General features: G+C 74.8%; 24 protein-coding genes and 1 tRNA gene. 11 read left to right on the top strand and 14 right to left on the bottom strand.

The window, feature by feature from the left end; translation table 11 throughout:
- The first annotated feature begins 7 nt into the window (after nt 1-7).
- The 3 genes from FHX36_RS09120 to FHX36_RS09130 all read left to right on the top strand — a co-directional run bounded on the left by FHX36_RS09120 (nt 8) and on the right by FHX36_RS09130 (nt 3069).
- Nucleotides 8-841: an alpha/beta fold hydrolase gene (locus FHX36_RS09120; RefSeq protein WP_110552657.1), complete on the top strand. Its 834-nt coding sequence runs from the start codon at nt 8-10 to the stop codon at nt 839-841.
- Between the two features lie 29 nt (nt 842-870).
- Nucleotides 871-1959 carry a winged helix DNA-binding domain-containing protein gene (locus FHX36_RS09125; RefSeq protein WP_110552658.1) on the top strand — a complete coding sequence of 363 codons (1089 nt, stop codon included), beginning with the start codon at nt 871-873 and terminating at the stop codon, nt 1957-1959.
- A gap of 63 nt (nt 1960-2022) precedes the next feature.
- Nucleotides 2023-3069, top strand: coding sequence for an NAD-dependent epimerase/dehydratase family protein (locus tag FHX36_RS09130; protein WP_246405441.1), 1047 nt, complete (start codon nt 2023-2025; stop codon nt 3067-3069).
- 15 nt (nt 3070-3084) lie between these two features.
- Here the strand turns inward: FHX36_RS09130 and FHX36_RS09135 are convergent, their stop codons facing one another.
- Both FHX36_RS09135 and FHX36_RS09140 read right to left on the bottom strand, forming a co-directional pair.
- Nucleotides 3085-4239 (bottom strand): acyl-CoA dehydrogenase family protein, encoded by a 1155-nt coding sequence (locus tag FHX36_RS09135; RefSeq protein WP_110552661.1) that lies wholly within the window; start codon nt 4237-4239, stop codon nt 3085-3087.
- Nucleotides 4240-4356: 117 nt separating this feature from the next.
- Entirely contained in the window at nt 4357-5211 is an 855-nt protein-coding gene (locus FHX36_RS09140) for an aldo/keto reductase (RefSeq protein WP_110552660.1), read from the bottom strand.
- Between the two features lie 167 nt (nt 5212-5378).
- On the opposite strand from FHX36_RS09140, the gene FHX36_RS09145 reads away from it, so the two are divergent.
- Together FHX36_RS09145 and FHX36_RS09150 are read left to right on the top strand one after the other, a co-directional pair.
- On the top strand, nt 5379-6644 hold the full coding sequence (locus tag FHX36_RS09145; RefSeq protein WP_221202835.1) for an MFS transporter: 1266 nt from the start codon (nt 5379-5381) through the stop codon (nt 6642-6644).
- Complete coding sequence (locus tag FHX36_RS09150) at nt 6637-7236, top strand: histidine phosphatase family protein (RefSeq protein WP_110554188.1); 600 nt, start codon at nt 6637-6639, stop codon at nt 7234-7236. The genes FHX36_RS09145 and FHX36_RS09150 overlap by 8 nt, the downstream gene beginning before the upstream one ends.
- Before the next feature lie 79 nt (nt 7237-7315).
- Here FHX36_RS09150 and FHX36_RS09155 read toward each other — a convergent pair whose 3' ends face one another.
- Nucleotides 7316-8395, bottom strand: a complete 1080-nt coding sequence (locus FHX36_RS09155; RefSeq protein ID WP_110554187.1) for an EAL domain-containing protein — start codon at nt 8393-8395, stop codon at nt 7316-7318.
- Between the two features lie 151 nt (nt 8396-8546).
- On the opposite strand from FHX36_RS09155, the gene FHX36_RS09160 reads away from it, so the two are divergent.
- The gene (locus tag FHX36_RS09160) at nt 8547-9167 is read left to right on the top strand and encodes a TetR/AcrR family transcriptional regulator (protein WP_110554186.1); all 621 of its coding nucleotides are present in this window, start codon (nt 8547-8549) and stop codon (nt 9165-9167) included.
- A gap of 12 nt (nt 9168-9179) precedes the next feature.
- On the opposite strand, the gene FHX36_RS09165 is transcribed toward FHX36_RS09160, so the two are convergent.
- Genes FHX36_RS09165 through FHX36_RS09180 form a run of 4 tightly spaced genes read right to left on the bottom strand, consistent with a single transcriptional unit; the run spans nt 9180 to nt 12481 of the window.
- Nucleotides 9180-11429, bottom strand: coding sequence for a heavy metal translocating P-type ATPase (locus tag FHX36_RS09165; protein ID WP_343056589.1), 2250 nt, complete (start codon nt 11427-11429; stop codon nt 9180-9182).
- Nucleotides 11426-11632: a heavy-metal-associated domain-containing protein gene (locus tag FHX36_RS09170; protein ID WP_181428651.1), complete on the bottom strand. Its 207-nt coding sequence runs from the start codon at nt 11630-11632 to the stop codon at nt 11426-11428. The genes FHX36_RS09165 and FHX36_RS09170 overlap by 4 nt, the downstream gene beginning before the upstream one ends.
- A gap of 26 nt (nt 11633-11658) precedes the next feature.
- Nucleotides 11659-11952: a metal-sensitive transcriptional regulator gene (locus FHX36_RS09175; RefSeq protein WP_110551018.1), complete on the bottom strand. Its 294-nt coding sequence runs from the start codon at nt 11950-11952 to the stop codon at nt 11659-11661.
- A 31-nt stretch (nt 11953-11983) separates the two neighbouring features.
- Nucleotides 11984-12481 (bottom strand): DUF427 domain-containing protein, encoded by a 498-nt coding sequence (locus FHX36_RS09180; RefSeq protein WP_110550980.1) that lies wholly within the window; start codon nt 12479-12481, stop codon nt 11984-11986.
- 85 nt (nt 12482-12566) lie between these two features.
- Here FHX36_RS09180 and FHX36_RS09185 point away from each other — a divergent pair, with 85 nt between their 5' ends.
- Nucleotides 12567-12803: a hypothetical protein gene (locus FHX36_RS09185; protein WP_220035821.1), complete on the top strand. Its 237-nt coding sequence runs from the start codon at nt 12567-12569 to the stop codon at nt 12801-12803.
- A gap of 27 nt (nt 12804-12830) precedes the next feature.
- On the opposite strand, the gene FHX36_RS09190 is transcribed toward FHX36_RS09185, so the two are convergent.
- The 3 genes from FHX36_RS09190 to FHX36_RS23870 form a co-directional block, all read right to left on the bottom strand.
- The gene (locus tag FHX36_RS09190) at nt 12831-13124 is read right to left on the bottom strand and encodes a DUF3618 domain-containing protein (protein ID WP_110550982.1); all 294 of its coding nucleotides are present in this window, start codon (nt 13122-13124) and stop codon (nt 12831-12833) included.
- A 71-nt stretch (nt 13125-13195) separates the two neighbouring features.
- Entirely contained in the window at nt 13196-13786 is a 591-nt protein-coding gene (locus FHX36_RS23865) for a QsdR family transcriptional regulator (RefSeq protein ID WP_110550983.1), read from the bottom strand.
- A gap of 97 nt (nt 13787-13883) precedes the next feature.
- Nucleotides 13884-14732 carry an alpha/beta hydrolase family protein gene (locus FHX36_RS23870; protein WP_220035822.1) on the bottom strand — a complete coding sequence of 283 codons (849 nt, stop codon included), beginning with the start codon at nt 14730-14732 and terminating at the stop codon, nt 13884-13886.
- A 316-nt stretch (nt 14733-15048) separates the two neighbouring features.
- Here FHX36_RS23870 and FHX36_RS09205 point away from each other — a divergent pair.
- A tRNA-Leu gene (locus FHX36_RS09205) sits at nt 15049-15129 on the top strand.
- Nucleotides 15130-15139: 10 nt separating this feature from the next.
- Here the strand turns inward: FHX36_RS09205 and FHX36_RS09210 are convergent.
- Entirely contained in the window at nt 15140-15703 is a 564-nt protein-coding gene (locus FHX36_RS09210) for a DUF6461 domain-containing protein (RefSeq protein ID WP_146251525.1), read from the bottom strand.
- 85 nt (nt 15704-15788) lie between these two features.
- Here FHX36_RS09210 and FHX36_RS09215 point away from each other — a divergent pair, with 85 nt between their 5' ends.
- Entirely contained in the window at nt 15789-16400 is a 612-nt protein-coding gene (locus tag FHX36_RS09215) for a class I SAM-dependent methyltransferase (RefSeq protein WP_110550986.1), read from the top strand.
- Between the two features lie 10 nt (nt 16401-16410).
- Here FHX36_RS09215 and FHX36_RS09220 read toward each other — a convergent pair whose 3' ends face one another.
- From FHX36_RS09220 to FHX36_RS09230, 3 genes are all read right to left on the bottom strand, one after another.
- Entirely contained in the window at nt 16411-17364 is a 954-nt protein-coding gene (locus tag FHX36_RS09220) for a DUF6910 family protein (protein ID WP_258372606.1), read from the bottom strand.
- A gap of 4 nt (nt 17365-17368) precedes the next feature.
- Nucleotides 17369-17617, bottom strand: a complete 249-nt coding sequence (locus tag FHX36_RS09225) for a hypothetical protein (RefSeq protein ID WP_110550987.1) — start codon at nt 17615-17617, stop codon at nt 17369-17371.
- A 94-nt stretch (nt 17618-17711) separates the two neighbouring features.
- Complete coding sequence (locus tag FHX36_RS09230; RefSeq protein ID WP_110550988.1) at nt 17712-18320, bottom strand: hypothetical protein; 609 nt, start codon at nt 18318-18320, stop codon at nt 17712-17714.
- Between the two features lie 218 nt (nt 18321-18538).
- On the opposite strand from FHX36_RS09230, the gene FHX36_RS09235 reads away from it, so the two are divergent.
- Together FHX36_RS09235 and FHX36_RS09240 are read left to right on the top strand one after the other, a co-directional pair.
- The gene (locus tag FHX36_RS09235; protein WP_110550989.1) at nt 18539-20683 is read left to right on the top strand and encodes a glycosyltransferase; all 2145 of its coding nucleotides are present in this window, start codon (nt 18539-18541) and stop codon (nt 20681-20683) included.
- Entirely contained in the window at nt 20680-21309 is a 630-nt protein-coding gene (locus FHX36_RS09240) for a hypothetical protein (RefSeq protein ID WP_110550990.1), read from the top strand. Before FHX36_RS09235 ends, FHX36_RS09240 begins: the two co-directional genes overlap by 4 nt.
- Nucleotide 21310 lies beyond the last annotated feature (1 nt).

The raw sequence follows: 21310 nt of genomic DNA on the forward strand, positions 1-21310 counted from the left end.
TCGTCGCATGGACAGCTTCTCGCGCGGCGACCTGGTGTTCGACGTCCGTGACTCCGGCCCGGCCGACGGCGACCCCGTCGTCCTGCTGCACGGCTTCCCGCAGGACAGCTCGGCCTTCGACCGGCTGAGCCCGGTGCTGCACTCGGCCGGGCTGCGCACCCTCGCCCCCGACCAGCGCGGCTACTCCCCCGGCGCCCGCCCGACCGGGCGGTCGGCGTACGCGCTGCGGGAGGTGGTCGACGACGTCCTGGCCCTGCTGGACGCCGCCGGGCTGCGGTCCGCGCACGTCGTCGGGCACGACTGGGGAGGCATCGCCGCCTGGGCGCTGGCTGCCTGGCACCCGTGGCGGGTGCGCACGCTCACCGCGCTGTCGGTGCCGCACCCGGCGGCGATGAGCCACGCGCTCGCGCACAGCGACCAGGCGCTGCGGTCGTCCTACATCGCGCTCTTCCAGCTGCCCGCGGTGCCCGAGGGCGTGCTGCTGGCCGGCCACGGCACGGTGCTGCGGCGGATGCTCCGCCAGGGCGGGCTGCCGGCCGAGCTGGTCGAGGAGTACGTCGACCGGATGCGGCAGCCGGGCGCGCTGACCGCGGCGCTCAACTGGTACCGCGCGCTGCCGGTGGGCGCCCGCACGCCGATCGGGAAGGTGCGGGTGCCGACGCTGCACGTGTGGGGCGCCGGTGACGCGTTCCTCGGCCGGGCGGCCACCGAGGCGACCGCCGAGTTCGTCGCCGCGCCGTACGCGCTCGAGGTGCTCGAGGACGTCAACCACTGGATCCCCGAGCTCGCCGCCGAGCGCACCGGGGAGCTGATCACCGCGCACGTGCGCACCCACTCCTGATCGTCGGTGGTCGGTCGTACGGTCTGCGCGTGGCCCCGCTGCAGCTGACCCGCGCCGACGTCCTCGCGTCCCGGGTGCGCGCCCACCAGCTGGACCGCACCGCGGGCACCCTCGCCGACACCGCCGTCCTCGACCTCGGCGTGCAGGACACCGGCGCCGACGCCGGCCGCTGGGCGCTCGCCGTCCGCGGTCTGGACGACGTCGCACCCGACGACCTCGCCCTCGTCTGGACGCTGCGCGGCGCACCGCACCTCTACCGCCGGGCCGACCTCCCCGGCGTGGCCGCGGCGACCGCACCGTTCTCCGACGCCGACGCGGCCAAGCGCATCTTCGACGGGGCCAAGCCGCTCAAGGCCGCGGGCATCCCGATCCTGACGGCGCTGGACACCGTCGCGGCGCACATGCGGGAGGTCGTCACCGCCCCGACAGCCAAGGGCGAGATGTCGCGGCAGCTCACGGAGCGAGTGGATCCGCCGTACCTGCGCGACTGCCGAGCCTGCAAGGCCGTGCACGTGTACGAGCAGTCCTTCCGGCTCGCCGCCCTGCGCGCCGGCCTGGAGCTGCAGCCGGACACCTCTCCGCCGGTGCTGCAGCCGATCCCCGGGTTCGCGCCCGCCGACGCGGTGCCCGAGCACCTGGACGTCGTCCGGGGCTACCTGCGGCTGCACGGCCCGGCCACCCCGCAGCAGGTCGCCGCCTACCTCGACGCCCCGGTGAAGGAAGTGCAGGCGCACTGGCCCGAGGACGCGGTCGAGGTGCAGGTGGACGGCGAGCGGCGGTGGGCCCTGGCCGGTGACGTCGAGCGGCTGACCGCCGGCCCGGTGCGCACCACCCGGCTGCTCGGCCCCTTCGACCCCTACCTGCAGACCCGCGACCGGTCGCTGCTGCTGCCCGACGAGACCCGGGCCAAGGACGTCTGGCGCATCCTCGGCCGGCCCGGCGGCGTGCTCGTCGACGGCGAGATCGCCGGCACCTGGCGGCCGCGCAAGGCCGGCACGCGGCTGGGCGTGCAGGTGGAGCTGTGGCGCGACGTCCCCCGCCCGGCGCTGGAGGCCGAGGCCGAGCGGCTGGCCGCCGTCCGCGGCACCGAGCTCGCGGGTGTGGAGGTCAGCGGTTGAGCGGTGCCCGGTACCGGGTAGCCGCTGTGCATGGCTGAGCTCACCAGCGGACTCCTCCCGGGCATGACCGTGGCTGTCACGGGTGCCAGCGGCAACGTCGGCACGGCGCTGCTGCGCCGGCTCGCCGAGACCGGGGTGGGTGAGGTGCGCGGCCTGGCCCGGCGCCGGCCACCGGAGACCGAGCCGTACGCCGGGGTCCGCTGGTTCTCCGCCGACCTCGGCACCCCGGACAGCGAGCCGGTGCTCGCCGAGTTCCTCGACGGCGCCGACGTCGTCGTCCACCTGGCCTGGGCGCTGATCCCCGACCGGCAGCCCGACCTGCTGCACGCGGTGAACATCGAGGGCACCCGCCGGGTGCTCGCCGCCGCCGGAACGGCCGGGGTGCCGCACGTGGTGCACATGTCCTCGATCGGCACCTACGCCGCCGGCCCCCAGGAGCACCCGGTCCGCGAGGACTGGCCGACCACCGGCATCCCGAGCTCGCAGTACAGCCGGCAGAAGTCCGAGTGCGAGCAGATGGTGCGCGACTTCGACGCCGCGCACCCGCAGACGACCGTCTCGGTGACCCGCCCGACGCTGGTATTGCAGCCCGACGCGGCCAGCGAGATCGGCCGCTACTTCCTCGGCCCGGTGCTGTTCCCGGTCGCCCGGGCGTTCCCCGGCTCGGTGGCCAAGCTCCTGCCCCTGCCGCTGCCCAGCTCGTTGCACCTGGGGTTCGTGCACGCCGACGACGTCGCCGACGCGATCGCCCGGATCATCGACCGGCAGGCGCCCGGCCCGTTCAACCTGGTGGCCCCGCCCAACTTCGACGCCGACGGGATCGCCGCCGCGCTGGGCGTCCGGCGGGTGCCGGTGCCCGCGGTGGTGCTGCGCACCGGCATGCAGGCGGCCTTCCTCGCCCACGTGCTGCAGATCGAGCCGGGCTGGCTGGACCTGGGCATCGGCGTGCCGCAGCTGGACACCACCCGGGCCCGCACGCAGCTGGGCTGGGTCGCCCGGCACCGCGGCGGCGACCTGCTGCGGGAGTTCGTGGCCGCGCTGAGCAAGGGCGAGGGGCACACCGGCGCGCTGCTGCACCCCGGCACCGGCCCGGAGCACACCCCGGCCTGACGGCGGCTCCCCGCCTCAGCTCCTGGGCATGCCCGCCGCCCGGAGCAGCGCCCCGCCGATGATCACCTTCTGCACCTCGCTCGTGCCCTCGTACAGCCGGTACAGCCGGGCGTCGCGGTAGAAGCGCTCGACCGGCGTCGTCCGCAGGTACCCCAGGCCACCGTGCACCTGCACCGCGCGGTCGGTGGCCCGGGCGACCATCTCGCTGCAGAACAGCTTGGCCGACGACGGCCCGACCGAGGTGTCCTCGCCGGAGTCGTACCGGGCGGCGACGTCGAGGACCATGCTGCGCGCGGCCAGCAGCTCGGCGTGGCTCTCCGCGAGCATCGCCTGGACCAGCTGGAACCGGCCGATCGGGGCGCCGCCCTGCTGGGCCGTGGCGGCGTAGGCGACCGACTCGTCGAGCACCCGCTGGGCCATCCCGACGCACAGCGCTGCGATGTGCAGCCGGCCGCGGGAGAGCACGGTGAGCGCCTTGGCGTAGCCGCGCCCCTCCTCGCCGACCAGCGCGGAGGCGGGGACCCGGACGTCGTCGAAGAACACCTCGGCGGTCCAGGCGCCGGACTGCCCCATCTTCCGGTCGTGCGGCCCGACGGTGACGCCGGGCGTCCTCGCGGGGACGACGAAGCTGGAGATGCCGCGGCCGCCCTTCTCCGCCGGGTCGCTGCGGGCGAACACCACGAAGAGGTCGGCGATCGGCGCGTTGGTGATGTAGCGCTTCCCGCCGTTGACGACCCAGCCGTCGCCGTCGCGGCGGGCGCTGGTGCGCAGCCCGGCGGGGTCGGAGCCGGCCTCGGCCTCGGTCAGCGCGAACGAGCCGATGAGCTCGCCGGCGGCCAGCCCCGGCAGGTACGCCTGCTGCTGCTCCTCGCTGCCGAAGCGGGCGATGACCTGGCCGGCGATGCCGTTGTTGGTGCCGAACAGCGAGCGGAAGGCCGGGGTCGTGTAGCCGAACTCGAAGGCCAGCTGCACGTCCTCGCTCATCGAGACGCCGAGGCCGCCGTGTTCCTCGGGCAGCGCGTAGCCGAACAGCCCCATCTCGGCGGCAGCGGCGCGCAGCTCGTCGGGGACCCGGTCGGTGAGGTCGATCTCCTCCTCGCGCGGGACGACGACCTCACGGACGAGCCGGCGGACGGCGTCCCTGACCTGGGCGAAGACATCAGCGTCCATGCCCGACATGCTGGACCCCCGGTCGCAACGATCGCGACCGGGGGTCCACGGCCCTTCGACCCTCGTGCAGGGGCCCGCCGCGAGCTCGCGAGCGGCGGGGGGCACGAGGGTCCTTCGTCAGGCGAGGGCGTCGAGCTTCGCCACGTCGTCGGCGGAGAGCGTCAGCTGCGCGGCGCCCATGTTCTCGGTGAGGTGCTCGACCGACTTGGTGCCCGGGATGGGCAGGAGCACCGGCGACTTCTGCAGCAGCCAGGCCAACGCGACCTGGGACGGCGTCGCGTCGAGCTCCTTCGCCACGGCCGCGACCGGGCTGTCGGGCTTGGCCAGGTCACCGGTGGCGATCGGGAACCACGGGATGAAGGCGATGCCCTCGGCCTCGGCGTAGTCGAGCACGTCCTGGCTCTGCCGGTTGGTCAGGTTGTAGAGGTTCTGCACGCTGGCGATCTCGGTGATCTCGCGGGCGGCCTCGAGCTCCTCGACGGAGACCTCGGAGACACCGATGTGCCGGACCTTGCCCTGCTCCTTGAGCGTGGCGAAGGCACCGAGCTGGTCGGCCAGCGGCACCTGCGGGTCGATGCGGTGCAGCTGGATGAGGTCGATGCGGTCGACCTTCAGGTTCCGCAGCGAGAGCTCGACCTGCTGGGTGAGGTACTCGGGCCGGCCGCAGACCGGCCACTCGCCCGGGCCGGTGCGCAGCAGGCCGGCCTTGGTGCCGATGACCAGGCTCTCCGGGTACGGGTGCAGCGCGTCGGCGATGATCTGCTCGCTGACCTGCGGGCCGTAGGAGTCGGCGGTGTCGATGAAGTCGACACCCTGCTCGACGGCGGCCTTGACGACGGCGAGCGCACCCGCGCGGTCGGCCGGCTGGTCCCAGACGCCGGGGCCGGTGAGCTGCATGGCGCCGTAGCCGAGGCGGTGGACGGTGAGGTCGCCGCCCAGGTCGAAGGTGGTCGAGACGGTGGCGGTGGTCATGGAGCTCCTCGGGGAAGTCGGACGGCGGACGGCGCTGCGCCCACCCTGTTCCTGTTGTGCACAAGCGAGCCGCCCGGCCGCGGCTTCCCGGGTGCCGGTGATGTGAGCGGCCGCACAGCTGCTCCCCCGCCGCCGGGCGGGCTCTCGGCCAGGAGGATGGTGGACCGGTGCAACGAGGACGGCGGGCGGGTGCGGCGGCGCTGCCGGTGCTCCTGCTCGCGGGCGTCCTGCTGGTCGCGCTGAACATGCGCGGGCCACTGGTCGCGATCGCCCCGGTCACCGACGACCTGCGCCGCGACCTCGCCGTCGGGGCCGGCACGATCGGCCTGCTGACCAGCATCCCGGTGCTCTGCTTCGGCCTCGCCGCCCCGCTGGCCTCGCTGCTGATCGCCCGCACCGGCGTCCACCGGGCCGTGCTGGTCTCGATGGCCGGGGTGCTGGCCGGCACGCTGCTGCGGTCGCTGGGCTCCCCCGCCGCCGCGATCGCCGGCACGGTGGTCATCGGGCTGGCCATCACGGTGGCGAACGTCGTCGTCCCGGTGGTGATCGGGCGAGACTTCCCCGGCGCCACGAACGTCGTCACCGCCGCCTACACCGCGGCGCTCAACCTCGGCTCCACGCTGACCTCCGCCCTGACCGCGCCGCTGGCCGAGCTGGTCGGCTGGCAGGCCGCGCTCGCCGCCTGGGGGCTGCTGGTCGCGGTCGCCGCCGCCGTCTGGACCACCGCGCTGCGCCGGCAGGTCGCCCGGACCGCCGCCGCCGAGGCAGCCGGCACCGCTCCCCCGCCCCCGCCGCCGGCCGGGCCGACGCGCTCGGTGTGGCGCCGGCCGGTCGCCTGGGGCCTGACGCTGGCCTTCGCCGGTCAGGCGTTCAGCTACTACGGGGCGACGGCGTGGCTGCCGACGCTGCTCGCCGACGAGAACGGCATGACCAAGGCCGCGGCCGGGGTCAGCTCCTCGCTGTTCCAGGTGCTCGCCGTCGTCGGCGCCTTCGCCGTGCCGGCGCTGGTGGCCTGGTGGAAGCGGCCGTCGCTGGTGCTGCTGGCGGTCACCGCGCTGTGGGTGACGCTGCCGGTCGGGCTGCTGGTCGCCCCGTCGCTGTGGGCGCTGTGGTGCTGCCTGGCCGGCATCGCGCAGGGCGGCGGCCTCACCGTCGTGTTCATCGCCATCGTGCGGCGCTCGGCCGACCTGACCGAGAACCGCCGGCTCTCGGCGATGGTGCAGGGTGGCGGTTACGTCGTCGCCGCCACCGGACCGCTGGTGCTGGGGGCGGTGCACGACGCGACCGGCGGTTGGAGCGTCCCGCTGCTGGTCATCCTCGGGGCCGTGGGGGTCATGGCCGTCGCGGGCACGGCCTCGGCCGGCGGCCGCACGGACGACGAGATCGAGGCGGGGCCGGTGCCGGTGCCCGCAGGAGAGGAACGACGTGGGTGAGCTGGTGGTCGTCCGGCACGGGCAGACCGAGTGGAGCACGAGCGGGCAGCACACCGGGCTGACCGACCTGCCGCTGCTGCCCGGCGGGGAGGACGACGCCCGCCGGCTGCGCCCGGTGCTCGCGGCCCGGCAGATCACGCACGCCTTCGTCAGCCCGCTGACCCGGGCACGGCGCACCGCCGAGCTCGCCGGGCTCTTCGACGGCGGCATCGAGACCGCCGTCGAGCCCGACCTGGTCGAGGTCGACTACGGCCGCTGGGAGGGCCGCACGACCCCGGAGATCCGGGCGCAGCTGGGGCACTCCTGGTCGCTGTGGAGCGACGGCACCGAGCCCGGCGACACCCCGGGTGAGTCGCTGGCGCAGGTCGCCGAGCGGGTCGACCGGGTGCTGGAGAGGGCCCGCCCGCTGCTCGCCGACGGCGACGTGGCCCTCGTCGCGCACGGCCACGTGCTGCGCATCCTCACCGCCCGCTGGCTGGGCTTCGGCCCGGAGCAGGGCGCGCTCTTCCCGCTGGCCACCGGCCGCTACGGCGTCCTCGGCCACGAGCACGACTGGCCGGCGCTGACCGGCTGGAACGTCGGCTGCCCCTAGACCCTGGTGACGTGCTGGAACGGCCCCGCTGCAGGGTCCCGCCGCGAGCGTGCGAGTGGCGGGGGGCAGCGGGGTCCTTCTAAGCGAGGACGAGCTCCGGCTCGGACTCCGGCTCCGGGCGCACCGGCCGGCCGAACAGCCAGCCCTGCCCGAGGTCGGCGCCGACCGAGCGGGCCTGCGCGGCCATCTGCTCGTTCTCGATGCCCTCGGCGACGACCTGCCCGCCCTGCAGGTGGGTGAGCTCGCACAGCGCGCGGGCGATCGCGTTCGGGCCGGGCTCGTGCAGCCGGGCGACCAGCGTCTTGCTCAGCTTGAGCACGTCCGGCCGGACGACGGAGACCAGCGCGAGGCTCGACCAGCCGACGTGGACGTCGTCCAGCGCGACCCGCCAGCCCAGCGACCGGTGGTGCTCGAGCACCGACAGCAGGTGCTCCCGGTCGGTGACCGCGTGCGAGGCGACGACCTCGAAGACGAGCTGGCGCGGGTCGATGCCGCTGTCGTGCACCGCGCGCTCGGTGGTGGCCAGGCAGACCGAGGGCCGGGAGATGGCCGCCGGGTTGGAGTTCACGTAGAGGTCGGCGCCGCCGAGCCACGGGGCGGCACCGGCGATGGCGGCCTCCCGGGCCAGCCGGTCGAGCCGGCGCAGCCAGCCGGCCCGCTCGGCCAGGAAGAACAGGTCGCCGCCGCCGACCTCGCGGCCGTCGACCCGGCCGCGCAGCAGCGCCTCGTGGCCGACCATCCCGCCGGTCGCCAGCGACATGATCGGCTGGTACACCGGCCACAGCACGGCGTCGGTGAGCAGCGACATCTCCACGGTCACGCCGCGGCGGGCGAGCTCCACGGCGAGCGAGGGGGCGGTCAGCAGCCGGGTGGCGAGGGCGACGCCGTCGGTCGGCGGGTCGGTGGTGACCCGCACGGCCTCGGTCTCGGCGGCGGTCAGCTCCCGGGCCAGCCGCTGCAGCAGCCGGTCGATGCGCCGGCCGCCCTCGTCGTCGACGATGTCCAGCAGACCGGGGGCCGTGCCGATCCGCAGGCCCATCGCCCCGGCCACCCGCGAGATGCTCGGGAGCACGTGGCTGAGCTGGCTGGCCAGCAGCAGCCGGCGGGCACGCTGCGGGGTGTCCCACGAGGGACGCACGACGTCGACGGGACCGGTCACGTCCGCAGGATGACTGACCGCAGTGGCTCGCTCACGCAGGCGCGCGGGACACCGGGGCGTGCACAAACAACTGGGTCATCTGTCCCAGTTCGTGGCCTCCACCACGTGGAAGCGCGCGCACATCGATGATCAACTCGACTACAGTTCAGGTGTGCCTAACCTGCCACCAGTCGACGGCGCACGACCCGGCCGAGGTGGCCGGCCCCGGGACCCGTCCCGCGACGGCGCGATCCGGGCGGCGATCCTCCAGGTGCTGGCCGAGTCCGGCTACGCCGGGCTGACCATGGACGCCGTGGCCTCGGCCGCCGGGGTGGGCAAGGCGACGATCTACCGCCGCTGGCGCACCAAGTCCGACCTGGTCGCCGACGCGGTCGCCGAGCTGAGCTCGATGTCGATCGACGCCCCGGACACCGGCTCGCTGGAGGGCGACCTGCGGGTGCTGCTGCACTGGCTGGTCGGCGCGGTCAACGGCCCGCTCGGCGCGGCCACGCTGTCGCTGCTGTCGGCCCTGCCGCACGAGCCGGGGCTCCGCGAGGCGTTCCGCAGCGGCCCGATGGACGTCTGGGGCGCGACGTTCCGCACCGTCTGGGAGCGCGCCGAGGCCCGCGGCGAGGTGCACCAGCCGATGGCCGGGACGGCGGTCGGCTCCACCGCCAGCGCGCCGATCCTGCAGCGCTGGCTGTTCAGCGGCGAGCCGGTGTCGGAGGAGTTCGCCGACGAGGTCCTCGCCGACGTCGTCCTGCCGCTCATCTCGGTGCGCAACGCCGCCTGAGGGCCCCGCTCCTCAGGCCGGCTGGGCCGCCGAGCGGAAGCGGCGCAGCCGCAGGCTGTTGGTGACCACCAGCACCGAGGACGCCGCCATCGCCAGCCCGGCGAGCACCGGGTTGAGGAAGCCGAGCGCCGCCAGCGGCACCAGGGCGACGTTGTAGGCGAACGCCCAGAACAGGTTGCCCTTGATCACCGCGAGGGTGCGCCGGGACAGCCGGACGGCGTCGACGGCGGCGTCCAGGTCGGCCCGGACCAGGGTCAGGTCGCTGGCCTCGATCGCCACGTCGGTGCCCGAGCCCATCGCCAGCCCCAGGTCGGCCTGGGCCAGCGCCGGTGCGTCGTTCACGCCGTCGCCGACCATGGCGACCACCCGGCCGCGCGCCTGCAGGTCGCGGACGACGTCGACCTTGCCCGCGGGCAGCACCCCGGCCACCACCTCGCCGCGGTCGGGGTCGAGGCCGACGGCGCGGGCCACCGCAGCCGCCGCTCCCGCGTTGTCGCCGGTGACCAGCACCGGGGAGAGCCCGAGCGCGCGCAGCCGGCCGATGGCGGCGGCGCTGCTCGGCTTCACGGTGTCGGAGACGACGAGCACGCCGCGCACCTCGCCGTCCCAGGCGACCTGCACCGCGGTGCGGCCGGCCGCCTCGGCAGCCTCGACGACCGCGGCCAGCTCGGCGGGCAGCGGGGGCAGCTCGCCGCGGCAGCCGATGACCAGGTCGAGCCCGTCGACCCGACCGCTGACGCCCATCCCGGGCTGGCTGCTGAAGCCCTCCACCGGGGCGAGCGGGGTGCCGGCGGCGGCGACGACCGCCCGGGCGATCGGGTGCTCGGACCCGGCCTCGACGGCGGCGGCGAGCCGCAGCGTGTCCGGGTGACCGGCGACCTGCACCAGGCTCATCTGGCCGGTGGTGACCGTGCCGGTCTTGTCCAGCAGCACGGTGTCGACCCGGCGGGTGCTCTCCAGCACCTCGGGGCCCTTGATCAGCACGCCGAGCTGGGCGCCGCGGCCGGTGCCGACCAGCAGCGCCGTCGGCGTGGCCAGCCCCAGCGCGCACGGGCAGGCGATGACCAGCACGGCGACCGCGGCGGTGAAGGCCGCCGTCACGTCGCCGGTGGTGAGCAGCCACCCGGCCAGCGTCAGCAGCGCGATGACCAGGACGACCGGGACGAACACGGCCGAGACGCGGTCGGCCAGCCGCTGCACCTGGGCCTTGCCGCTCTGCGCCTGGGTGACCAGCCGGCCGAGCTGGGCGAGCGTCGTGGCGTCACCGACCCGGGTCGCCTCGACCACCAGCCGGCCGCCGACGTTGACCGTCGCGCCGGTGACCCGGTCGCCCTCGGCGACCTCCACCGGGACGCTCTCGCCGGTGAGCATGGAGAGGTCGACCGCGGAGGTGCCGCTGACCACGACGCCGTCGGTGGCCACCTTCTCCCCCGGCCGGACGACGAACCGGTCGCCCACCGCGAGCCGGTTGATCGGCACGCGCACCTCGACCCCGTCGCGCAGCACCGCGGCGTCCCGGGCGCCCAGCTCGAGCAGGGCGGCCAGCGCCGACCCGGAGCGGCGCTTGGCGCGGGCCTCGGCGTACCGGCCGGCGAGCAGGAAGACAGTCACCGCGGAGGCGACCTCGAGGTAGACCTCGTGCGTGCCGGCACCCCGCTCGGGGACCAGGTCGAAGGTCATCCGCATCCCGGTCATGCCGGCGTCGCCGAGGAACAGCGCCCACAGCGACCAGAGGTAGGCGGCGGAGATGCCGATCGACACCAAGGTGTCCATGGTGCTCGCGCCGTGCCGGGCGTTGACCACGGCGGCCCGGTGGAACGGCCAGGCGCCCCACACCGCGACCGGGCTGGCCAGGGTGAGCGCGAGCCACTGCCAGTTGTCGAACTGCAGCGCGGGCACCATCGACAGCACGAGCACCGGCAGCGCCAGCGCGGCGCTGACCAGCAGCCGCTGCCGCAGCGCGGCCTCCGGATCGTCGGCGACGGCCTCGGTCTCGTCCTCCACCGGCGGGGCCGGCAGGGCCGCGGAGTAGCCCGCGGCGGCGACAGTCGCCAGCAGCCGGTCGGTGTCGACCAGCTCCGGGTCGAAGCGGACCGTCGCCGCCTCGGTCGCGTAGTTGACGCTGGCCTGCACGCCGTCGAGCTTGTTGAGCTTGCGCTCGATGCGGTTGGCGCAGCTGGCGCAGGTCATCCCGGTGATGTCGAGGCGGACCTCGTCCGGGAGCTGCGCCGCCGGACGGGCCGCTTCGGGCCCGGCGGTCACGCCGGCTGCGCGGTGTAGCTGCCGGCCTCGGCGACCGCGGCCTGCACCTGCTCGGCGGTCACGTCACCGACGACGTGCAGCCGGCCGCTGGCCAGGTCGACGTCGACCTCGGTGACGCCGGCCAGCTCGGTGACCTCCTCGGTGACGGAGGCGACGCAGTGCTGGCAGGTCATGCCGGTGACGGTGAAGTCCAGGGTCTGCACGGGAGAGCTCCTCGGTGGTGGGGGGGTCAGGACCGGACGAGCCGGGCGATGGCGGCCGAGGCCTCGGCGATCTTGGCCTCGGCGGCGGCGCCGTCGTCCTCGGCACTGCTGGCGACCGCGTCCCGGACGCAGTGGCCCAGGTGGTCGTCGAGCAGCCCGAGGGCGACCGCCTGCAGGGCCTTGGTCGCGGCGGAGACCTGGGTGAGGACGTCGATGCAGTACGTGTCGTCCTCGACCATCCGCGCGATGCCCCGGACCTGCCCCTCGACCCGCTTGAGTCGCGCGAGGACCTGGTCCTTGTTGCCGGCGTAGCCCGTCATGCCGTTCACCATACCCCTGGGGGGTACGGGTTCACCACCCGCGGGTACCGGCCTCGCCCTTGAACGGGCCGACCACCTCAGCGGTGATCCAGCCGCCGTAGAAGTCGCCGGCCTGGGCGCGCACCGGCTCACCGTCGACCGTCGCGCGGTCCACCCGGCTCGGGTAGAACGCGAGCGCGCCGCGCAGGTGCTCGTAGCCGGCGGTCGGCTGCTCGTAGGACCAGGCGACCGAGGAGTGCCGCACCCCGTCCACGACGGCGTCCCAGTAGGTCGCCGTCCCCTTGAACTCGCACCACGAGGAGCCGACGGCCCGCTCGAGGACGCCGGGCGCCACGTCCTCGCGTGGGACGTAGAAGACCGGCGGGTGGCTGGTCTCGCAGACCCGCACGGCGCGGTCGGTGCTGGCGATGACCTGGCCGCCGAGGGAGACCTCGACCCGGCGTCCGGTCACCTGGGCGGACGGCGGGCGGGGGTAGTCCCAGACGGACTCCTGACCGGGGCCGACCGGGTCGGGCTTCGGGTGGCGCACGACCCGAGTGTGCACCTCGGATGTCGTGCGCCGGTCGGGGCGGCGCGGCTGGCTACCGTCGGCCCGTGGGCGACTCTCCTACCCGGTGCTGAACGAGGACTACGCCACCCGCATCGCCCGGGACTGGAACGTGCCGGCCAGCGGGATCGGGCACGTCACCCGGTTCCGCGTCCGCCGTGCGTTCCTGGACCGCTACGCCGTCCAGCAGGCCGGCGGTGCGACGATCCTGGAGTACTGGATCCCGGCCGAGGACCTGCCGGCGTTCGACGACGCCATCGTGGGTGAGATCGAGCTGGTGTCCACCTTCACCCCGACCGCGTGAACGGCGCCGGACGGGCCGCCCATCGCGTCAGCGGCGGGGCCGCACGCCCACGGGCACCGGGACGGTCACCACGCGCCTGCGGTCCCGCGCGTGGCGGACGCCCTGCACGACCCGGCGGGTGACGACGAAGGTGACCAGCAGCCCGACGCCGCCGGCGATCGCCATCCCGGGCGGGCTCTGCAGGAACGCCTGCGCCTTGGCCTTGCCCTGGTCCTTGAGGCGCTGTGGGCTGGTTCGGAACGCCAGCTCGTCCAGGGTCGCCGCCAGCGACTCGCGGGCGGCGTCGATCTCCTGCTGGATCTGCTCGGGGCTGCGCGGCACGGCGACAGCCTGCCAGATCTTGTGCCGCCCGGCCTGGTCAGCCCGCGCAGCTCCACCCGTCCGGGTGCCGGTCAGGACGGCGGGAGGCCGATCACCCCGGTCACCAGCGCGTCCAGCACGGTGGTCGCGGCCTTGAGGTCCGGGGCCCGGGAGACCATCACGTCGGAGTACAGGAAGGACTCTCCCAGCCGCACGACGCCGAACGCCAGCAGTGGCAGCGGCACCTGCGGGGTGAGCCCGTGCTCGTCGACGTCCCGCTGGAAGAGCTCGGTGTAGGCCTCCACCAGCCGGGGCTGCACCCGGCCGCGGGGGTCGGTGGCGATCCGCAGGGTGCTCGTCGGCTCCTCCGCGACCAGCCGGCGCAGCGCGGCGGACTCGCTGACTGTGTGCCGGAAGTCCTCGGTGACCGCGAGGCACCGCAGCCGGCCGGACGTCTCGGCACCCGCCGGCCGGGCGTCGTACGCCTCCGCCGCCGTGCGCAGCGTCCGCTCGGCCAGCGCCCACAGCGCCTCGCCGAGGATCGCGTCGCGGTTGCCGACCCGGCGGAAGAGGGTGACCCGGGAGATGCCGAGCTCGGCGGCGAGCGTGCTGGTGTCCAGCCGCTCCTCCCGCAGGAGGGTCCTGGCCGCGGCGCGGACGACCTCCTCGGGGGGCGCGATCACGGCGCGAGCGTAGGGGCGCCGGGCGCGCCGGCTCCACGACACGACGGCGGGCGGCCGCCGTGTTGCCACGGCGACCGCCCTCACCGGTGACGTGCGGTCACACCGGGCAGGTGGACCGGTAGTCCGAGACCGCGCCGGTCAGGGTGACCGACGGCCCCGGGCAGAGGAACTGGCTGTACCGGGTGTCGGTGTCCACCCAGCGCTTGAGCCACGCGATGGAGGTGCTCGCGATGGTGGTGTTCGGGCTGTTGGGCGCGAAGTGGCTGGCGCCGTTCAGCTCGAGGTAGGCCCGCTCCTGGGCGTTGGTCAGCGAGTTGTAGAACGGGATGGAGTGGCTGCTGACCGGGGCCACCGAGTCCGACTCCGCACCGATCACCAGGGTCGGCGTGGTGACCTCCGGCCAGGTCTTGTCGGTGTTCCAGCCGGTCAGCGGGATGGCGGCGTCCAGCGACGGCCGGTCCTTGGCCGCCTCGAGGGTGCCCCCGCCGCCCATCGAGTGGCCCATGACCGCCAGCCGGTCGGCGTCGACCCGGGCGCGCACCGGGCTGGAGGTGGTCAGGTAGTCCAGCGCGGCCAGCAGCTGGTCACCGCGCGAGGCCGGCTGGTCGTAGCGCGAGTTGGTGTCGAAGGTGATGACGACGAAGCCCTGCGAGGCGATCCGCGGGCCCAGCCAGGCGATGCTGGACTGGGTGGCGGTGTAGCCGGGCGAGATGGCCACCCCGCCGAACGTGCCGGCCGTGGTCGTCGTCGGGTAGTAGATCGTCGCCGCGCCGAACCCCGGCGTGGAGAAGCTGGACACGGTCGTGGACGAGGTCGCGAACGGCCCTTGTGCTGCGGAGATGCTGGCCTGGGTGGGGGCGGGACCCCGCCACCAGGACTCGTCGGCGCTGGCGGTGCCGGGCAGGGCGACCAGGGTCGCCAGTGCCAGGACGAACGCTGCGAGCACGCTCGTCAGGAGACGTCGGATGGGCACGGTTGTCCTCTCGGGGGCGACCGTGGGGACGCGACCGCACCACGGCACGGGGGTGAGGAGACCGCAACGGCGTCGGTGTCCGGACGAGGTCTGCGTCACGTCGCTGCGTGGCCGAAACGTAACGACGCGTGTCCGGCCGGGTCAACGCTTTCGAGAAACAATCTTGGTCTTTGTTCCAGGGCATTCACTGCCCCGCCACCCAGCCCCGAACAGGGCCATCTTCGGGGCGTCTGTCACCCCGGAGATGGCCATGTTCGGGGTGGGGGGTGCTCCTAGACTCCGGGGCCACGCGGGAGTGGTGTAACGGCAGCCACGCCAGACTTAGGATCTGGTGCCTTCGGGCGTAGGGGTTCGACTCCCCTCTCCCGCACGTGGGCCGGTCAGGGCCCGGGCGGACCCGCGGTGGACCAGGTGCGGTGCGGGCGCCCGAGCAGCCAGTCGCCGTCGAGGGACACCCCGGTCACCCGCCGGGCAAGCTCGACCGTGGCGGCGCTCTGGCTGGCGTCCTCCTCGCCGAAGGGCAGGCCCGCCTCTTCGGGCAGCGGCTCGCCGGTCGGCTCCCAGTCCTGGATGAACGGGTCCAGCGACCGGACGAGCTCGCCGCGACGGGCGAGTGAGAACTGGTACCTCGCGTTGACGTTCCAGAACACCGAGACCGCCACCCCGCCCGCGGACAGCGCGACGAGGACCTCCTCGAAGGTGGTCAGGTAGCCGTTGGGCTCGATGACGACCACCCAGCCGTCGAGCTCCTCCAGCTGCACCGGGAAGAGGTCCGTGTCGTCGTCCAGCACGTCCCACGCGTCGTCGAAGAGCACGGTCCGCTCGGTCGACCAGTCGACGCGCAGCACCTCGCCGACCTGGCGCAGGTCCAGCCCGTGCACCAGCGCGACCGCCGCGGCGTCCACCTGCTCGGCCCAGCCGTGCGTCCCCACGCTCTCCGCCACGGCGCACAGGGTGCTGGCCGGCGCACTCCCCGGCAAGGGGTCGGGCCTTGCGACCCGCGCACCGACCGGAGGACCCTGCTCGCGCATGGGCGTCTACAGCCGGCACCTGCGGCCCCGGCTCCACGACCGCCAGCTCGGGACGGCGGCGTTCGGGCTGGTGCGCGACCGGGTCTGCGCCGGGCTCACCGGCGACGTGCTCGAGATCGGGTTCGGCTCCGGCCACAACCTGCCGCACCTGCCACCGGAGGTCACCGGGGTCTGGGCGGTCGAGCCCTCGGCCACCGCGGTGCAGCTGTCCCGCGCCCGCCGGGACGCCTCCCCCGTGCCCGTCGTGCTCGCCGGGGACGACGCGCAGTCCCTCCCCTTCCCCGACGACCGCTTCGACTCCGCGCTGTGCACCTGGGTGCTCTGCGGCGTCCCGGACGCCGGCCGCGCGCTGGCCGAGGTGGCCCGCGTGCTCAGACCGGGCGCCGCGCTGCACCTGGTCGAGCACGGCCTGTCCCCCGACCCCGCCGTGCAGCGGTGGCAGCGCCGGGGCAACCGGGTCAACCGGGTGCTCGCCGGCTGCCGCCTGGACACCGACGTCGCCCGGCTGCTGGCCGCCTCGCCGCTGACGGTCGCGGAGCTGCGCACCCGCTACGAGGAGGGCGTGCCGCGGCCGGCCGGGTACCTCTACGAGGGGCGCGCGACCGCCTGACGGCGCGGGCTCACCCGAGGACGACGCGCAGGTCCAGCTCGGTCGAGGGCACGTCCGGGTCGTCGTCGTCCACCACGGCCAGCAGCCGCACCTCGTCCCCGCGAACGTCGACCAGGCCCAGCCCCTCGACCTTGTGCACCCGGCCACCCACCTCGGGCAGCGGCGCCACCGCCACCACGTCGTCGCCGTCGACCAGCGCGAGCGCGGTGGCCACCACCGGGCCGTCGTCGATCGCGTTGGGGCTGTCCTCGGCGGCCGCGCTGAGCAGCAGCCGGCCGTCGGGCAGGGCCACCGCGTCGGTCACCGCGAGCCCCACCCCCTCGACCTCGCCCAGCTCGTAGGTCAGCGGCCGACCCACCGGGACGTCGGCGGCGGGTGCCCGGCCCAGCACGGCGTCGACCAGGGCCGCCAGCGGCACCTCGACGCTCCCCGACGCGAGGCCGGCGGCGAGGTTGCCGCGGTGGAACCAGCGCACCGTGGCCTGGTGCCGGCTCGCGCCCTCCAGGTTGAGCTGGTCCAGCGGGACGTGCAGCGCCTCGGCCACCCGCGCGTAGACCGGGGCGAGGTCCGCGGCGTGCACCACCGGCCGCCCGTCGTCCAGGCGGACCAGGACCCCGCGCATCCGCCGTGCCGTCGACCCGGAGCCGAGCAGCAGGACGGCGGGCGCCCCGTCGACCTCGGCCGGGCAGGCCACCTCGAGGTCGGGCTTGAGGTGCTTCGTGCCGGCCGCCTCGCTGAACCGGTCGTGGCCCTCGACGGCGGGCAGCACCCGCACCGGCACCGTCGACCCGGGCCGGCGCCAGGCGGCGATCGTGGAGTCGTCCTGGGCGACGAGCCAGCCGTCGCCCAGCGGCGCGATCGCCGACGCCGCGGTCACCGGCGTCCCGTCGTCGAAGGACAGCTGCCGGACGGCGTCCACGAAGACCTGCACGACGCTGCAGTGCCCGGCGGGGAGGCCGGTCACGCGTTCAGCCGAGCGCCTCCATGACCTCGGCGCGGAACATCGCCAGGAACCCGTCGCGGGTGACGCCCCGCCGCTCGGCCTCCCGCTGGCAGAGCATCGCGATCACCAGCGAGGACTGCCGCACCACGTCGGCCCGGGTGTCCTCGTCCAGCCCGGCCAGCACCCGGGTCCACGCCGCCCAGTCGCCGTCGCCGGCGGCCTCGGCCATCTCCAGCACCAGCCCGAACCGGCGCATCGCCTCCAGGTCGGCCATCGCGCACCTCCGCTCCCCGGTCGCGGGGTGCGACCGCCCTGAGTGTGACCAGCGCTGCGCCCGGCCGGGTCAGGGGCCGGGCGCAGCGCTGCGGTCAGCGGCTGGTGCCGGCGCGCTGGGTGGCGGTGAAGGTCAGGGCGAGCTCGCTGGACTTCTCCTTGAAGGCATCGCCGGCGGCCGCCGGCAGCGACACCGTCACGGCCAGGTGGTCGGTCGCCTTGGCGGTGAGGCTCGCCGGGTTGCTCAGGTCGGCGGTGCGCACGACCGGGCCGGCCGCCAGCACGGTGCGGACGTCGCCGGCGCAGCTGCCCGCGGTCCACGCCACCGAGCAGGAGCGCACGGTCATCTGCAGGCCGTTCACGGTGTCGGTGTCCAGCACGCTGGAGACGGTCGCGGCGGTGGTGAGGCTGACCGAGGCCAGGCCTGCGTCGCCGTCGTTGACCAGGTCGAGCTCCTGGGTCACCGAGGCGCCGGGCACGACCCCGTCGAAGGCCAGCGGGACGGTCGCGGTGCCGTCGGCGGCGGACAGCGCGATGGAGACGATCCCGGACTGGACCGAGACCGGGGCCGGGGTGGTGCTGTCGGTGAAGCCACCGAAGGTGCCGATCCCGGCGACCGCGGCCGCCGTGCCGACGACCCCGATGGAGCCGAGCACCCGGGCGATGGTCACCCGCCGGGCGGACGTGCCGTTGCTGCCGTTCACGAGACTCCTCAGGTCGGTCCTGCCAGGAGGTGGTCCTCCCCGGCAGGACCGACCCTGCGCCGCCAACCGCAGGACCCCCGCCAGGGACCCGCAAGGGATCCGCAAGATCCGGCTCCGGCCGCCGACCTGCCCCCGATCGGGCGGCGCTGGTCACCCGGGCGGGTGACACGCACCCCCGGCGGCCACAGGAGGGAGCCGGTCCTGCCGACCAACTCCCGGTGACAGTCTTCGCGCACAGCGGCGCCGTCCCCGGCCCGGCGCCCCGCCGCGGCACCGGCCGGCACGCCGCGCCCGACCGCCTCGGCGACGTGCTCGTCGAGCAGGGCGCGCTGACGCAGGAGCAGCTCGACGAGGCGCTCGGGCAGCACCAGCGGGTCGGCGCGCCGCTGGGTGCCGTCGTCCTGGCCCGGGGCTGGGTCACCCGCCGGCAGCTCTACGTCGCCCTCGCCGAGGTGTGGGGCGCCGACCTGGCGTTCGTCGACCCGGTCGAGGTCGACGAGGAGCTGGCCCGCCGCTTCCCCGCCGCGATGCTGGCCCGCGAGACCTGGGTGCCGCTGCGCGTCGAGGAGGACGGCGACGGCCTGCCGCAGGTCGTCGTCGCCACCGCCGGCCGCCCGTCGGCGCACATCGCCGAGGAGGTCGTCCGGCGCACCGGCGTGCCGCGGGTGCGCCAGGTGGTCACCACCGACTGGGACGTCCAGCGCGCGCTGCGCACCGTGTGGCGCGACGAGCTGGTGCACGACGCCGTCCAGTCGCTGGCCGAGCGCCGCCCGGACGAGTCGGCGTCCACCGTCTTCATCTGGCCCCAGGTCGCCGCCGCGGTCGCGCTGCTGGCCGCCACCGTCGCCGGCCTGTTCCTCGACGCCTCGCTGACCCTGGTCGTGCTGGTGGCGACGGTGAACGTCGCCGTCGCCCTCGCGGTCGGCACCAAGGCGCTGATCAGCACCGTCGGCACCGCGTGGGAGACCGTCGAGCAGGTCACCGCCGAGGAGGTCGCCGCGCTCGAGGACACCGACCTGCCCGTCTACACGATCCTCGTCCCGGTCTACAAGGAGGCCGGCATCGTCGGCCTGCTGATGCGCAACCTGGCCGACCTCGACTACCCGCGGGAGAAGCTGGAGATCCTCCTCCTGCTGGAGGAGGACGACCCGGAGACGCTGACCGCCGCGCTGGCCGCCGCGCCGCCGGACCTGGTGCGCATAGTCGTCGTCCCGCACTCGCTGCCCAAGACCAAGCCCCGCGCGTGCAACGTCGGGCTGACCTTCGCCCGCGGCGAGTACGTCGTCATCTACGACGCCGAGGACCGCCCGGACGCCGACCAGCTGAAGAAGGCGATCGTCGCGTTCCGCAAGGGCGGCGACGACCTGGTCTGCGTGCAGGCGGCGCTGAACTACTTCAACGCCCGGGAGAACCTGCTCACCCGGATGTTCACCCTGGAGTACTCCTCCTGGTTCGACTACACCCTGGCCGGCCTGGACAAGCTGCGGCTGCCGATCCCGCTCGGCGGCACCAGCAACCACTTCCGCACCGACATGCTGCGCGACCTGGGTGGCTGGGACCCCTACAACGTCACCGAGGACGCCGACCTGGGCATCCGGGCGTCGGCCCAGGGGCACCGCGTCGCCGTCGTGAACTCCACGACGTACGAAGAGGCCAACATGGCCGTCGGCAACTGGATCCGGCAGCGCAGCCGCTGGATCAAGGGCTACATGCAGACGGTGCTGGTGCACACCCGCCACCCGTGGCGGCTGCTGCGCAGCGTCGGCCCCCGGCAGACGGCCGGCTTCGCCCTGCTCATCGGCGGCACCCCGCTGATGTTCCTGGCGACGCCGTGGCTCTACGCGATGCTCGTCGTCCAGCTGGTCTGGCCCGGCGCCCTCGTGCCGCTGCTGCCCGGCTGGCTGGTCGACGTCAGCACGGCCAACCTGCTGCTCGGCAACGGCGTGATCATCTACCTGTCGCTGCTGGCCGGCTTCAAACGCCGCACCTACGGGCTGGTGCCCTTCGCCCTGCTCTCCCCCGCCTACTGGCTGCTGCACTCGATCGCCTCGTACAAGGCGCTCTGGCAGCTGGTGGTCAACCCCTTCTACTGGGAGAAGACGGACCACGGGCTGTCCAGCCACGTGCAGGTCGAGGAGGTGGCGAGCCTCAGCGAGCCGGCCGACGTCGCGCCGGCGCCCACCCAGGCGCCGGTCGCTCGCCCGGCCCGGCCCGCCTCGGACGTCGTCCGGCTGATGGACCCGGCCGCCGTGCCGGTGCCGCCGCCGACCCGGCCGGTCGCGCCGCCCCAGGACGACGCACCGCGGGACCTGGTCGAGGACCTGCTCGACGCACCGCCCGCTGACCAGGAGGACCGGCCGTGACCGCTGCCAACCCGCTGTCGGAGCTCCGGACCGGCGCCTCACCCGCGGAGGCGGAGAGCTTCGCCGAGTCGCGCGTGCGGCTGGCCACGTCCGGCGTCACGCCGCCGCGGCTGCCGATGCGCCGGGTGCTGGTGCTGGCGGCGACCGTGCTCGCCGTCGAGACCGCCGTCCTGCTCGTCACCGACCGGTCGCTGCACGAGGTGCTGCTGCCCGGCTACCTGATCCTGATGGTCGCCTTCGGCCTGGTGTTCTGCCTGGGCGCGGTCACCGTCGCCGGCTTCGCCGCCGGTGCCGCCGCCGCCGGGCTGGTGCTGCTGGTGCCCGGCGCGCTGCTCCCGCTGCTCGGCGGGGCCGTGCTGCTCGCGCTGGGCTGCGGGTTCGCCCCCGGGTGGGCCCGGGTCGAGGCGTGGCAGGCCGCGCACTCCCGCCCGCTGACGGCGGAGGAGGAGGCGGCGGTCGGCCAGCGCGCGCTGGACGGCGGCCGGAGCCGGGGCTGGAGCCGCGGCGTCCGGCTGCGCAACTACTGGCGCACCGACCGGGTGCTCGCCGCGTTCCTGGTGCTGTCGTTCCACCCGCTGATGGCGGCGTTCTCGCTGTGGTTCATCGACTGGAGCGGCGGCCGCTGAG

This window comes from Modestobacter versicolor, from assembly GCF_014195485.1.
Taxonomy (GTDB): domain Bacteria; phylum Actinomycetota; class Actinomycetes; order Mycobacteriales; family Geodermatophilaceae; genus Modestobacter; species Modestobacter versicolor.